Raw genomic sequence first — 13,572 nt, forward strand, 5'->3', positions numbered from 1 at the left:
CCCTCCGAGGGCGGGGCGGAATCCGGGCGGTGGCCGGTCGGCCACCGCCTCATGCCGTCTCGTACCGGTCAGCGGCCAGGGTCGCGAGCTCGCCCTCGGACAACCGCAGGCAGCCGGCGGCGACGTTCTCGGCCAGGTGGCCGAGGTCGCCGGTGCCGGGGATGGCCAGAACGTGGGAGCCCTGGTGCAGGGTCCATGCCAGCCGGATCTGGGCTGCGCTCACGCCGTGGGCGCGTGCGACGGAGCGGACTTCACGGCTCGGTCCGGTGGTGGCGCCGGCGGTGCGTCCGGTTCCGGCGATCGAGTAGAACGGCACGAACGCGATCCCCTGCTCACCACAGATGTCCAGGAGCTCCTTCTCTTCGGGGGACGCTCCGATGCCGTACATGTTCTGGACGCAGACCACCGGTGCGATGCTCCGGGCCTCGGCGAGGTGGTGGGTGCGGACGTTGGACAGGCCCAGGTGCCGGATGAGTCCGGCCGTACGCAGGTCGGCCAGTGCGCCGAAGCGCTCGGCGATGGAGTCGCTGCCGACGATGCGCAGGTTCACCACGTCGAGGTGGTCGCGGCCGAGCTGGCGCAGGTTCTCCTCGACCTGGCCGCGCAACTGCTCGGGCGCGGCGTGCGGCAGCCACTGGCCCGAGGGGTCGCGGCCCGGTCCGACCTTGGTGGTGATGACGAGCTCGTCCGGGTAGGGGGCCAGTGCCCGGTTGATCAGCTCGTTGGCCGAGCGCGACGAGGAGAAGTAGAACGCGGCGGTGTCGACGTGGTTCACGCCCAGCTCGACCGCGCGGCGCAGTACGGCGATCGCCTGGTCGCGGTCCCGCGGAACCGCCCCGGCCGCGAATGCCTCACCGTGCTGCGTCAGGCGCATCGTGCCGAAGCCGATCCGGTTGACCGTGAGGTCGCCGAGCGTCCAGGTGCCGGATGCCGCTGCTGTGATCGTCTGTGAGGTCATGGCGCGATCATGTCCGCGCACCCGGCCGGCCTGCCATTGATTAAGGCATGCCCGAATCCGACGCGTCCTCTTCGGTCTTGAAGGTCTGGAACCCTCGGCGGTGGTAGTTGGGCAGCGCGTTCGAGTGGTCGCCCGAGGACGTGTGCAGCCATACCCGGCGCACGCCCGGCACCAGGGTCCAGCCCTGCCGGATCGCGAGCGTCAGCGCGTGGCCGCCGAGCCCCTTCCCGGTGAACTCCGGCAAGAGCCCGAAGGTCCTGATCTCGACGTCGGCGCCCGGATGGAGGTCGTAGCAGACCATGCCGGCCGGCTCGTCCGCCAAGGTCAGCAGCCAGCACGTCCGGCCCGGATGCTCGGCGAACCACGCCTGCCACTCCTGTGGGCCGCGGCGGGCACTGCGCCACTGGAACGGCGCGCCGATCCTTGCCATCAGGTCGGGCACCTGCGACAGGTCCTCGCCCACGGCGACGAGCCGCAAGCCCGGGACCGGAGCGCCGGGGACGAGCTGACTCGGGTCGGTCATCTCCACATAGGTCACGATCTTCGTCACCCAAGGGAGGCTACGCCCCGGGGGCAAGCGAAAAGGGACCCCGGGAGAATCTCCCGGGGTCCCTTTCGATGAAACACCTACGCGAACTTGGCAGGGGCGGCAGGGCTCGAACCTACGACAACCGGTTTTGGAGACCGGTGCTCTACCAACTGAGCTACGCCCCTTCGGTGAGACCAACCATGCCATGGCGCACGCCGAAGATCCACTGAATTCGGTGATCAAACGCGACGAGTCTCCTCCCGGGGTGCGGGCGCCGGCGGACCCGACCCCGTCGATGGGCGGACCGTCTTCGCTGGTCAGGGCGATACCGGAAGGGGCTCATCCCGCCGCGGCCGGTCCGGCTGACGTCCGCACCTTGAGACGAAACGTATTGCGCCGTGGACGGTTGCCTTCGCGACGCGCCCCCGGAGGACGCCGGCGCCCCCCCCTCCGATCACCCCCTGGGGTGCGTCCCCGCGGAACGCACCCTCCCTCTTGTGGCCGTGGAGAACCGAATGCCGTTCCGGGTGCGTGATACCGGCGAACGCGCTGGCGCGCATTCCGAATTGGGGGAAACGGGTGGCATCCAGGACAAGGGCGGGAACAGCGGCGCTCACAGCCGCTGTGGCCGGGACGCTGATCATGGGAACGGCCGCGGCCGGCGCCCAGCCGGCACTGGCCGCGAACTCCACGGCACAGGGCACGCACCAGGACTCGGACCAGGGCACGAAGGCCGCCGCGAAGGCCGGCGCGAAACCGTCGACGGAGGCCACGGTGACGCTGATCACCGGTGACCGCGTGGTCGTCGGCGGCGACGGCGCCGTCGTCCGGATCACCCAGGGTGCCGGCCGCGAGAAGACCACCTTCTCGGTCCGGCGCGAGTCCGGGCACACGTACGTCATTCCGGTGGACGCCCTGCGCCTGGTCGACGACGGGGTCCTGGACCAGCGGCTGTTCGACGTCGCCCAGCTGGCCAGGGACGGGTACGACGACGCGCACCGCGGCGCACTGCCGCTGATCGTCGCCTACCGGAAGGACGGCGCCACGGTGGGTGCCTTCGCGACCGGTGACCCGTTCGCACGCATCGCGCGCGAGCGCCGTCCGCTGCCCTCCGTGGACGGCGAGGCCTTCGACGTTTCCAAGTCCGAGGCCTCGGCCCTGTGGTCGGCGGTCACCGCCGGTACGGACGCCCGTGCGCAGGGAGCCACTCCCACCACGCCCATCGCCCGCGTGTGGCTGGACGGCAAGGTCCGCACCTCCCTCGACACGAGCGTGCCGCAGATCGGCGCACCCGTCATGTGGAAGGCCGGGTACACCGGCACGGGCGTCAAGGTCGCGGTCCTGGACACGGGCGTCGACCAGGCCCACCCGGACCTCAAGGGCATCGAGATCGCCGAGAAGAACTTCAGCGACGCTCCCGACTCCCTCGACCGCAACGGGCACGGCACCCACGTGGCCTCCACCGTCGCCGGGACCGGCGCCCAGTCGGGGGGCCGCTACAAGGGCGTGGCGCCCGGGGCGCGGATCCTGGACGGCAAGGTCATCAACGACGACGGCTGGGGGGTCGACTCGGGCATCATCAGCGGGATGCAATGGGCCGTCGACCAGGGCGCGAAGGTCGTCAACATGAGCCTCGGCGGGCAGGACTTCCCCGGCGTCGACCCGAAGGAGGCGGCGGTCGCCCGCCTCTCTCCCAAGGCCCTCTTCGTCATCAGCGCGGGCAACAGCGGCGATCTGCCCGGAACCATCGCCTCGCCCGGAAGCTCCCCCGCGGCGCTCACGGTCGGCGCGGTCGACAAGCAGAACCTGATCGCGGACTTCTCCAGCCGCGGCCCGACGGCCGACGGAGTCTCCAAGCCGGACATCACCGCTCCGGGCGTCGACATCACCGCCGCCCTGAGCACGCACGCCTGGAACCCCGACGGCAAGAGCTACACCGCCCTGTCGGGCACCTCGATGGCCGCCCCGCACGTCACGGGCGCCGCCGCCCTGGCGCTCCAGCAGCACCCCACCTGGGGCGGAGCCCAGATCAAGGCGCTGCTCACCGGATCCGCCCGGCCCGACCCGGCCCTCAACGCCTCCGAACAGGGCTCCGGCCGGGTCGACCTGGCACGGGCCGCCACGGCCGTCGTCGTCTCCACTCCCGACTCGGTCGACTTCGGTACGCAGCTCTGGCCGCACGGCGACGACAAGCCGGTCGGCAAGCTCCTCACCTACCGCAACTACGGCACCACCCCCGTCACCCTCAAGCTGAGCGCGACCACGACAGGCCCGGGCGGCGGCCCGGCCCCGGCGGGCATGTTCACCCTCAAGGACGCCCAGCTCACCGTCCCCGCCCGTGGCACCGCGACCACCACCGTCACCGTCGACACCCGCAAGGGCACGGCCGACGGCACGTACGGCGGCAGCGTACTGGCCGCCGGCGGCGGCCAGTCGGTGCGCACCGGCCTGGTGGTGGTCCGCGAGGCGGAGGCGTACGACGTCGTCCTGCGGCACACCGATGTCGACGGCGCGGCTCCGACGGGTTACTCCAGCATGTTCACCAAGATCGACCGGGAGATGCCGGGACGCATCAAGTTCCCCTTCTCGGCGAGCGGGACCGTCGTGAAGCGGATTCCCCGGGGTGACTACCAGCTGGAGAGCGTCGTCTTCGGCCCGGACGGCCGCATGGCCGTCTTCGTCCAGCCGGTCGTGAAGGTGACCGCGAAGACCACGATCGCCCTCGACGCCCGGCAGGCCAAGCCGTTGGCCGTCACCGCTCCGGATCCGGCGGCCCGGCTGGTCGGCGGCACCATCGGGTACTCCGATCCGAACGCGCGGGTGGGCAGTTCCTGGAACTTCGACGGGCAGACACAGGTCCGCACCGCGGCGCTCGGCGCGGCGAGCGCCGGTCTGCAGGCGCAGTTCAACGGGCTGTGGAAGAACCCCGGTGCGGCCGGCAAGAACGTCGACTACCGGCTCGCCTTCAACCGCACGGGCAGCTGGTTCACGGGCTTCACCAAGACCGTCACCCGGGCCGAGGTCGCCGAGCTGAAACTCGGCTTCGCGGCGTCCGTCACCGGGGCGAAGGGCCTGATCTGGATGAATCCCTACGACGTGACCGGCACGTCCGCCTTCGGCATGCGCGACCCCATCGAGCAGGACCTGCCGTTGTCCGGCATCCAGTACGTCAGCGCCGTCGGGGTCCGCTGGACCTGGAACGCGTACCAGCTCGATGCCCAGGGTGACACGCGCATGGGCTACGACGTAGGCCTCACCAGCTACAGGCCGGGCGGCAGCAGCGCCGTGAAGTTCAACTTCGGCGTGGTGGGACCCAGCATGGAGGACGAGGGACAGGAGGCGCCCGGCGGGCGGCGGACCGGCGACAACATCTACGCCGATCTCCGGCTGTTCAACGACGGCAGCGGACACGTGGGCGGCTCGGTCGTCACCAGGGGCTTCACCCGGCTGGAGTCCGGCGGCAAGGTCATCGCCGAGGGGTCGGACGGCGGCCAGGTGAACGCGGACGTTCCGGCCGGCTCGGCGGTCTACCGGCTGAGCGCGGAGGCGAGCCGCTCCCCGCTGGACACCACGACCAGCACGAAGGTGGCCGCGGCCTGGACCTTCACCTCGGCCCGGCCGACCGGGGACGAGTCGGTCCGACTGCCGCTGTCCACGGTGCGGTTCGCCCCGACGCTGAGCCTGCGCGGGACGGCCCGGGTGGGAGCCGATCTGAAGGTTCCGCTGCACCTGGGCGGGCCGGCCGCGGGGGCCGGGCAGGTCGCCGCACTGACCGTCCGGGTCTCCTTCGACGAGGGCAAGACCTGGAAGCTCCTCACGGTGACCACCGACGCGGGCGGGGCCCGCTCGGTGAACGTCCAGCACCCGGCGACGGCCAAGTCCGTTTCCTTCCAGGTGGACTTGAAGGACAAGGCGGGCAACACCGTGCGCGAGACGATCACGAACGCCTACCGGCTCGTGCCGTGAGGTGACCGAACCGGTCCGTCTGTCCGTCCGTCCGTCCGACCTGACGTGACGTGACCGTGGAGAACACGGGTGGGCCCTGCCAACGGCGGGGCCCACTCGTGTTGGCCCACCCGTGTTCGCCCACCCCGTTTCGCCCCGCCCCCTTGACCCACTGTGGTCCAGACCAATAGTTTCCGCATGCACAGCGCACGCGCCCCGGCACCACTCACCGCATCCGCAAAGGAAGCCCATGCGCCGCAGCACGCTCGGCAGGCTGGCCGTCGCCGCCTGCTCCCTCTCCCTGCTGACCGCCTTCGCCCCCGCCCACGACGCCGGCCAAGCCGGCTCCGGGCACGGCCGCTCGTACAAGAAGGTCGGCTACTTCACCCAATGGGGCGTCTACGGACGGGACTTCCAGGTCCAGGACCTGGAGAAGAACGGCAGCGCGAGCAAGCTCACGCACATCAACTACGCCTTCGGCAACATCAGCGCGGACGGCAAGTGCTTCACCGGCAACGTCCCCGGTGAGGCCGACGCCTGGGCCGACTACGTCCGCCCGCTGGACGCCGAGAACTCGGTGGACGGCGTCGCCGACGACTGGGTGCAGCCGCTCGCCGGCAACTTCAACCAGCTCCGCGAGCTCAAGGCCAAGAACCCGAACCTCAAGGTCCTGATCTCCCTGGGCGGTTGGAGCTGGTCCACGCACTTCTCGGACGCCGCGCTCACCCCTGCCTCGCGCAAGGCCCTCGTATCCTCCTGCATCGACCTGTACATCAAGGGCAACCTCCCGCAGGACGGCAGCCGGGGCGGCGCGGGTTCGGCCGCCGGCCTCTTCGACGGCATCGACCTCGACTGGGAGTGGCCGGGCTCCTCGGGCGACACCGACACCACCTTCCGCCCCGAGGACAAGAAGAACTTCACCGCGCTGGTGCACGAGTTCCGCACCCAGCTCGACGACTACGCCCGCAGCCAGAAGCGGAAGGCGAAGTACGAGCTGTCCGCCTTCGTCCCGACCGCCCCCGCCAAGATCGACGCGGGCTTCGACGTCCGGCGGATCATGCGCGACCTCGACTTCGTGACCCTCCAGGGCTACGACTTCCACGTCTCCGGTGAGGCGACCACCGCCCAGCAGTCCGCGCTGTACGCGCGGAACGACTTCAGCGTCGACGGCACCGTGGACGCCTGGGAGCGGCGCGGCGCGCCCGCGCACAAGCTCGTGATGGGCATGCCGTTCTACGGGCAGGGCTGGACCGGCGTCAGCGGCGGCGGGGACGGCATGGGCCAGCCCGCGACGGGCCCGGCGCCGGCCGCCTGGGCCAACGGGTACGCGGACTACAAGGAGCTCAAGCAGCTTGCGGCGTCCGGTACTTACAAGCTCCACCGGGATCGCCGCAACGGCAGCGCCTGGCTCTTCGACGGCACCACCCTGTGGACGTACGACGACCCGCAGGTGCTGCGCACCAAGACCCGGTACATCCGCGAAGAAGGCCTCGGCGGCGCGATGTTCTGGTCCCTGGACGCGGACACGGCCGACGGTGAGCTGATGACGGCGGTCGACGAGGGCCTGCGCCGCCACTGACGGCCCGCGCCCCCCGAACAGCGCCGCCGGGCCGAGGAAAACGACCCGGCCCGGCGGCGCCCCAACCCTTACGCTCCCCCGCATGAAGACGAAAACGGTACGGGCGGTCAACGCGCTCACCTCCCGCTGGGCCGGACACGCGGCGGCGGACGGCACGGGCACGGTGTTCACGGCCGCCGGGGTCTGGCCGCTGCTGGCCCTCCTCGCGGACGGCGCCGACGGCCCGGCCCGCACCGAACTGGCCGAGGCCCTCGGCATACCCGCCGACACGGCGGCCGGCGCCGCCCGGGAGCTGCTGACCGGCCTGGACGGCGTACGCGGCCTGAGCTCCGCCACCGGCCTGTGGACCAGTCGGGACCTCCCACTGGAAGAGGCCTGGGCGGCCGGGCTCCCCGCCGGGACCCGGTCCACGCTGACCGGCGACGAGGACACCGACCGCAAGGCCCTGGACACCTGGGCAGCCGAACGCACCGGCGGCCTCATCGAGAGGATGCCGGTCGAGGTCGACCGGGACACCCTCCTCGTGCTCGCCTCGGCACTGGCGCTGCGCCTGCGGTGGATCCAGCCCTTCAATTCCTGGCCGACCTATATCGACGAAGGCCCTTGGGCCGAGGGCGCCGTAGGGGTCGTACAGGGGCTCAGCCGCCGTACGACCCTGCTGGACCGGGTCAGCGTGGCTCACGCGCCGACGGGGCCGGTGACCCTGCTGGAGGTGGTGGGCGACGGCGGCGTGGACGTCCACCTCGTCCTGGGCGAGCCTCAGGCCACACCGGGCCACACCCTCCAGGCCGGTATCGCGGCCGTCACCCGGGCGATCCCGTCCACGGGTGCGAGCCTGCTCCCCGAGGGGAACCCCGGGCCCGGCCTGCACATCGACCAGGTGCCCTCCGTCGACCGCGAACCCTGGCTGAACATCGAGACGGTGGCCTTCGAGGTGCAGGCGGAGCACGATCTCCTCGCCCCCGCCGGGCTGTTCGGGCTGGCGAGCGCCTCGGACACGCGGACGGGACACTTTCCGGGCGTCAGCAGCGAGCCGCTGGCCGTCGGTTCGGCCCGGCAGTCGGCGGTGGCGCGCTTCCACGCGGAGGGATTCGAGGCTGCGGCCGTGACCTCGATCGGCATGGTCGGCGCCGGCATTCCGCGCTTCAAGTACCGAGTCCGACGGGCCCAGGTCGCCTTCCACCGCCCCTTCGGCTTCCTCGCCGTCCACCGGACCTCCCGCCTGGTGCTCGCCGCGGGCTGGGTGGCGGACCCCGTCCTCCACGAGGAGGGGGACCACGCGGCGGAGGAAGCGGAGGCCTGGGCGAAGCTGGATGCCGAGGAGTGGGATTGAGTCGCTTCCTGCCCGCCCGGCCCTTGCCCGTACGCTCCGTTCCATGGACAACTCGACGGTGGGGGCGGTCAACCGCCTGACGGCACGGTGGGCGGCACGATGGTCGGCGCAGTCCGCGGACCGGCCCGAAGGCACGGTGTTCACGGCGGCCGGGCTCTGGCCGCTGCTGGCCCTGCTCGCGGACGGCGCCGACGGCCCGGCCCGCACCGAACTGGAGCAGGCGCTCGGCATACCCGCCGATACGGCGGCCCGCGCCGCCCGGGAGCTGCTGACCGCGCTGGAGGGCGTACGAGGCCTGCGCGCGGCCACCGGCGTGTGGGCGCGGCGGGACCTCCCGCTGGAGACGGCGTGGTCGGACCGGCTCCCGGCCGGGACCCGGTCGGTCCTGACCGGCGACGAGGACACCGACCGCAAGGCCCTGGACGCCTGGGCCGCCGAACGCACCGGCGGCCTCGTCGAGCAGATGCCGGTGGAGGTCGGCCCGCACGTCGACCTGGTCCTCGCCTCCGCACTCGCCCTGTGCCTGACCTGGGAGAAGCCCTTCGCCGAGCGGCAGGTTCAGCCGCCCCACGGCCCGTGGAACGGGCGCCGCCTGCGCGGGCTGGCCGTCACCCACACCTTCCCCGAGCGGCTCCGGGTGGCCCGGGGGCCCGCCGGCCCGGTCACCCTGCTCCGCGTACCCGGTGCCCACGGCACGGACGTGCACCTGCTGCTCGGCGAGCCCGGGGCCGCTCCGGGTGACGTCCTGGCCGCCGGGATCGCCGAGGTCACGGGCGCGCTGGCCTCCTCGACCGCGAGGGAGCTTCCCGACGGCGCCGCGGGCCCCGGGCTGTCGCTCCGCACGGTGGACTCGACCGGCCCCGAACCCCTGGTCCGGATCACCACGGTGGCCTTCGAGATCCGCGCCGAGCACGATCTGCTGCTCCACTCCGAGCTGTTCGGGCTCACCTCCGCGGCCGCGGGCCCCGGCCACTTCCCCGGCATCTCCTCCGTCCCGCTCGCCGTCGGCTCGGCCCGCCAGTCGGCCGTGGCCCGCTTCCACGCGGAGGGGTTCGAGGCCGCGGCCGTCACCGCCGTCGCCTTGCCCCGCGGGGCCGCGAGGGTCAGGTCGCACCGGGTCCGGCAGGCCGAGTTCGAGGTGGACCGGCCCTTCGGCTTCCTCGCCCTCGACCGGGAGTCCGGTCTCGTGCTGTTTGCGGGCTGGGTCACCGACCCCGCTATCCTCCCTCGATGACTTCCGACAAGATCAACGCGGCCGACTCCGGCACCTGGCTCCTCGGCGACCTTCCCGTCCGCCGCATCGGCTTCGGCGCGATGCGGCTCACGCACCTCGCCGACGGCTCCCCCAGCGACCGGGACCGGGTGACCGGGGTGCTGAGGCGCGCTGTCGAGCTGGGGGTCAACCACATCGACACGGCCGCCTTCTACTTCTCCGCGACCCGCTCCGCCAACGAGCTCATCAACCGGGCCCTCGCCCCGTACGCCGACGAGCTGGTCATCACCACCAAGGTCGGGCCGGGCCGCGACACCGCCGGCGACTGGTGGTGGGCCACGCCCGGGCAACTGCGCGGGCAGGTGGAGGAGAACCTGCGCCAGCTCGGCCGCGACCACCTGGACGTGGTCAACCTGCGCGTCCCGCGCCAGGCGGAGACCGGTTCGATCGCCGAGCACTTCGGCGCCCTCGCCGAGCTGCGCACGGCCGGGCTGATCCGGCACCTGGGCGTGTCCAACGTGCGGCCGGACCACCTCGCCGAGGCGAGGGCCATCGCGCCCGTGGTCTGCGTGCAGAACGCCTACGGGATCGGTTCGCCGGCCGAGGAGCACGCCTTCCTCGACGCGTGCGGCGAGCAGGGCATCGCCTTCGTCCCCTTCTTCGCGATCGCGGGCGCGGGCAAGGAGGCCGGAGGGGTCACCGAGGAGGGCCCGGCGGTACGCGACCTCGCGCGGGCCCACGGCGTGTCCCCGGCCCAGCTCCGCCTGGCGTGGACCCTGAGCCGGGGCGCGCACGTCCTCGCCATCCCGGGCACCGGCAACCCGGACCACCTCACCGAGAACGTCGCCGCCGGCGCGCTGCGACTGTCGGCCGAGGACACCGCCCTGCTCGCAGAAGCGTAGGCGGTGGCGTGCCGGTGGCGCCCCCTGTCCCCAGTCCCCGGTCCCCGGTCCCCGACTGCGGCATCACGTCGTCACCCGACCTGTCCTGAGGATGTCTTCGCGGTGCGCGGCCGCGAGGGCGGCCGTTTCGGCGAAGGCGGGGACGTGTCCGGTGCCGCCGCGGCCGGACACGGAGAGGGAGGCCGCCGCCATCGCGTAGGCGACGGCGTCCCCGAGGGTGTCGCCCAGCGCGAGCCGGGCGGTGGCGGTGCCGGTGAAGCAGTCCCCGGCGCCGGTCGCGTCGACCGGGTCGGGGTTGACCGGGACGGGCAGGTACGCCGCCTCCGTGCCGTCGTCCAGCAGCAGCCGGTCGGCGCCCGCGGTGACCACGACGCTGCGGGCGCCCAGGGCCCGGTAGCGGGCGGCGGCCTCGGCCGGGTCGTCGGTGTCGACCATGGCCAGCGCGTCAGCCGGGCAGGAGGTCTTCAGCAGCCCGGCCAGCGGGGCGATGCGGGCCAGGAGGGTGCGTGCCTCGCCCCGACTGGTCAGCCGGGAGCGGAAGTTGGGGTCGTAGGAGAGGTGTCCGCCGGCTTCGTGCACGGTCTCGGCGGCGAGCAGGACGGCTTCGCGGCTGCTCGGCGACAGCGCGCCGGTGATGCCGCTGGTGATGAGGGCGGTGCAGTCCGTCAGCAACTCCCGCCAGGACTCGACGTGTTCCACCGAGAGGGTGGAACCGGCGCTGCCGGTGCGCCAGTACACGAACTCGCGGTCGCCCTCGGTGTCGGCGCAGAGCAGGTAGGCGCCGTTCGGGCGCGGGGAGCGGCGTACGTGGGAGACGTCCACGCCGAGTTCGGCGGCACGGGCCAGCAGCGGGACGCTCAGCTCGTCCTCGCCGACGACCGCGAGCAGGGCGGTGCGGGCTCCGGCGGCGACGGCGGCGGCAGCGGCGTTGAGGGCGTCCCCGGAGAAGGAGACGCGGGCGGGTGTGCCGTCGGCGGCGTCCCGCAGGGCGGTCTCGGCGTGGATCTCGACGAGGACCTCGCCGAGGACGAGGACGTCGTACCCCTGCGGGACGGGGACGGACGGGCTCCGGCTCACGTTCCCGGTTCCGGTTCCGGCCCCGGTCACGGCCCCGGTCACCGTCGCCGCTCCGTGCCCGCGCAGTCGCCGCAGCAGGGCTGGGCGAGGTCGGCGAAGACGGCGGCCAGTTCGCCCGGGTCGGCGGGCAGGCCGCCGCCTATCCCGACGGCGGCGGCCCCGGCGGCGAGCCAGTCGCGGACCTCGCCGGGCTTGATGCCGCCGGTCGGGATGATCACGGCGTCGGGGAGGACGGCCTTGAGGGAGCGGATGAACTGCGGGCCGCCCACATGGGCGGGGAACACCTTCGCCGCGCCGCCGGACCGGACGGCGGAGGCGATCTCGCCGGGGGTGAAGCCGCCTTCGATGAAGGGGGCCCCGCGCTCCCGGGCGACCTCGCGGACCTCGGGGGCCGGATACGGGGAGATGAGGAAGGCGGCGCCCGCGTCGAGTGCGGTCCGCGCGGCCGGGGCGGTGGTGACGGTGCCGACCCCGATGAGGGCGGGCCGCCCCTGCGCGTCGGCGAGCGGCACGGTGCGGGCCACCGCCTCGGCCCAGCCGGGGGTGGAGGTGGTGAGTTCGACGGCGCGGCAGCCGGCCGCGAGCAGGGCGGTGGTGTGGCGGACGGCCTCGTCCGCGTCGGCGCTGCGCAGGACCGGCAGCAGTCGCTGCGCGGTGATGACCGCGTACGGATGACAGGACAAGGAACCCTCCATTTGTTCCACGTAGTGGAACTTGGTATCGTGTAACGGCACACTTCTGGTGCAGACCATACCCACCCATGGAGATCCCTTGCCTACGGACGACAGGCCCGGGAACGCCGGGGCCGAAAGCGGCGCCCGCGGCGGCCGGACCTCCGCCGCGGGTACGGCCCTGGAGAAGTCGATGCGGATCCTGGAGGCCGTGGCCGCGCCCGGCGGCCCGCACCGGCTCACCGACGTCATGGCCGCGGCGGCCGTGCCGAAGTCGAGCACCTTCCGCATCCTGGCCTCGCTGATCGAGCAGGGCTTCGTACGCTCCGAGGGCGAGAGCCGCTACGGCGTGGGCCCCCGGCTGCGCGGGCTGTCCGCCCTGGTCACCGGCGGGGAGCCGGCCAGCATCGAGCGGATTCTGCGGGAGCTGCAGGAGGCCACCGGGCAGGCGGTCCACCTCGCCCTGCACAGCGGGGAGACCATCACCTACATCCGGAAGCTGGAGAGCGAGCAGCCCTTCCGGACCGCCTCGCGGGTCGGCATGCGGATGCCCCTGCACACGACCGCGATCGGCAAGAGCATCCTGGCCCGGCTGCCCGCCGCAGAAGCCCGCGAGCTGGTCGCGGCGGCCGGGCTGCCGCGCCGGACGCCCCACACGCTCACGACGCCACAGGCCCTGGAGGCGGAGCTGGAGGCCGTACGGACACGGGGGTTCGCCCTGGACGACGAGGAGAACGAGGCGACCATCCGCTGCATCGGCGCCGCGATCCTCGACGCCCGCGGCCGTCCGATCGGCGGCGTCAGCGTCACGACCGTGACCTTCCTGGTCTCCCGCACGGAGATCGAGGCCTACGCACCCGCCCTGCTCGCGGCCACCCGGGCACTGGCGCCGCTGCTGTAGCCCGCCGGGGGCGCCGTCAGCCGGGGCCGTGCGCGCGCCGCGAACCCTCCGGCCGGTCGGCGGCAGGGTCCCGGCCGGCGGCAGGGTCCCGGCCGGCGGTCCGGGTCAGCAGCTCCCGGGCCGTCCGCAGGTGGCGGTGGCCCGGTTCCAGGACGGACTCGGCCCGCGCCAGGGCGCCCGCCAGCAGCGCGGCCGCCTCGGGGGCCCGGTCCCGGGCGAGCAGGGCGCGGGCCCATTCCAGGCGGGAGTAGAACACGTGCGGGTGGTCCTCGCCGAGGACCCGGGTCCGGTCGGCGGTGAGTTCCGCCCAGGCCTCGGCCGCCTCCGCGGTGCGCCCGGCGCGGGACGCCAGCGCGGCAAGGCTTCCCCGGATGGCGAGCGTGTGCGGATCGTCGGGCCCGATCCCCTCGGCGGCTTCGGCTTCGGCCAGCAGTCTCTCCAACTCGGCTTTTGCGTGAGCCGGT

At 73.0% G+C, this 13,572-nt stretch carries 11 protein-coding genes and 1 tRNA gene; 6 read left to right on the forward strand and 6 right to left on the reverse strand.

The window, feature by feature from the left end; all coding sequences use genetic code 11:
• Positions 1-49: 49 nt before the first annotated feature.
• The 3 genes from OG276_RS02145 to OG276_RS02155 form a co-directional block, all read right to left on the reverse strand.
• Positions 50-958: an aldo/keto reductase gene (locus OG276_RS02145; RefSeq protein WP_266902114.1), complete on the reverse strand. Its 909-nt coding sequence runs from the start codon at positions 956-958 to the stop codon at positions 50-52.
• Positions 959-998: 40 nt separating this feature from the next.
• Positions 999-1,508 carry a GNAT family N-acetyltransferase gene (locus OG276_RS02150; protein ID WP_266902116.1) on the reverse strand — a complete coding sequence of 170 codons (510 nt, stop codon included), beginning with the start codon at positions 1,506-1,508 and terminating at the stop codon, positions 999-1,001.
• 88 nt (positions 1,509-1,596) lie between these two features.
• Positions 1,597-1,672, reverse strand: a tRNA-Trp gene (locus OG276_RS02155).
• A gap of 457 nt (positions 1,673-2,129) precedes the next feature.
• Here OG276_RS02155 and OG276_RS02160 point away from each other — a divergent pair.
• The 5 genes from OG276_RS02160 to OG276_RS02180 all read left to right on the forward strand — a co-directional run bounded on the left by OG276_RS02160 (position 2,130) and on the right by OG276_RS02180 (position 10,459).
• Complete coding sequence (locus OG276_RS02160; protein ID WP_266902118.1) at positions 2,130-5,453, forward strand: S8 family peptidase; 3,324 nt, start codon at positions 2,130-2,132, stop codon at positions 5,451-5,453.
• A gap of 229 nt (positions 5,454-5,682) precedes the next feature.
• Positions 5,683-7,011, forward strand: coding sequence for a glycoside hydrolase family 18 protein (locus OG276_RS02165; protein WP_266902120.1), 1,329 nt, complete (start codon positions 5,683-5,685; stop codon positions 7,009-7,011).
• 82 nt (positions 7,012-7,093) lie between these two features.
• Positions 7,094-8,344, forward strand: coding sequence for a serpin family protein (locus OG276_RS02170; RefSeq protein ID WP_266902122.1), 1,251 nt, complete (start codon positions 7,094-7,096; stop codon positions 8,342-8,344).
• 43 nt (positions 8,345-8,387) lie between these two features.
• A complete protein-coding gene (locus OG276_RS02175) occupies positions 8,388-9,578 on the forward strand; it encodes a serpin family protein (RefSeq protein ID WP_266902124.1) in 1,191 nt (396 codons plus the stop codon).
• Complete coding sequence (locus OG276_RS02180; protein ID WP_266902126.1) at positions 9,575-10,459, forward strand: aldo/keto reductase; 885 nt, start codon at positions 9,575-9,577, stop codon at positions 10,457-10,459. Before OG276_RS02175 ends, OG276_RS02180 begins: the two co-directional genes overlap by 4 nt.
• A 63-nt stretch (positions 10,460-10,522) precedes the next feature.
• Here the strand turns inward: OG276_RS02180 and OG276_RS02185 are convergent, their stop codons facing one another.
• A complete protein-coding gene (locus tag OG276_RS02185) occupies positions 10,523-11,578 on the reverse strand; it encodes a PfkB family carbohydrate kinase (RefSeq protein WP_266902128.1) in 1,056 nt (351 codons plus the stop codon).
• Positions 11,575-12,219 (reverse strand): bifunctional 4-hydroxy-2-oxoglutarate aldolase/2-dehydro-3-deoxy-phosphogluconate aldolase, encoded by a 645-nt coding sequence (locus OG276_RS02190; protein WP_266902130.1) that lies wholly within the window; start codon positions 12,217-12,219, stop codon positions 11,575-11,577. Before OG276_RS02190 ends, OG276_RS02185 begins: the two co-directional genes overlap by 4 nt.
• A gap of 88 nt (positions 12,220-12,307) precedes the next feature.
• Here OG276_RS02190 and OG276_RS02195 point away from each other — a divergent pair, with 88 nt between their 5' ends.
• Positions 12,308-13,108, forward strand: a complete 801-nt coding sequence (locus OG276_RS02195; RefSeq protein ID WP_266902132.1) for an IclR family transcriptional regulator — start codon at positions 12,308-12,310, stop codon at positions 13,106-13,108.
• 16 nt (positions 13,109-13,124) lie between these two features.
• On the opposite strand, the gene OG276_RS02200 is transcribed toward OG276_RS02195, so the two are convergent.
• The gene (locus tag OG276_RS02200; protein ID WP_266902134.1) at positions 13,125-13,550 is read right to left on the reverse strand and encodes a tetratricopeptide repeat protein; all 426 of its coding nucleotides are present in this window, start codon (positions 13,548-13,550) and stop codon (positions 13,125-13,127) included.
• Positions 13,551-13,572: the final 22 nt, after the last annotated feature.

It is taken from the genome of Streptomyces sp. NBC_00086 (assembly GCF_026343255.1).
GTDB lineage: Bacteria > Actinomycetota > Actinomycetes > Streptomycetales > Streptomycetaceae > Streptomyces.

Coding starts and splice junctions, on each gene's coding strand:
- OG276_RS02145 (WP_266902114.1), bottom strand. CDS start 958: ATGACCTCACAGACGATCACAGCAGCGGCATCCGGCACCTGGACGCTC.
- OG276_RS02160 (WP_266902118.1), top strand. CDS start 2,130: ATGGGAACGGCCGCGGCCGGCGCCCAGCCGGCACTGGCCGCGAACTCC.
- OG276_RS02165 (WP_266902120.1), top strand. CDS start 5,683: ATGCGCCGCAGCACGCTCGGCAGGCTGGCCGTCGCCGCCTGCTCCCTC.
- OG276_RS02170 (WP_266902122.1), top strand. CDS start 7,094: ATGAAGACGAAAACGGTACGGGCGGTCAACGCGCTCACCTCCCGCTGG.
- OG276_RS02175 (WP_266902124.1), top strand. CDS start 8,388: ATGGACAACTCGACGGTGGGGGCGGTCAACCGCCTGACGGCACGGTGG.
- OG276_RS02180 (WP_266902126.1), top strand. CDS start 9,575: ATGACTTCCGACAAGATCAACGCGGCCGACTCCGGCACCTGGCTCCTC.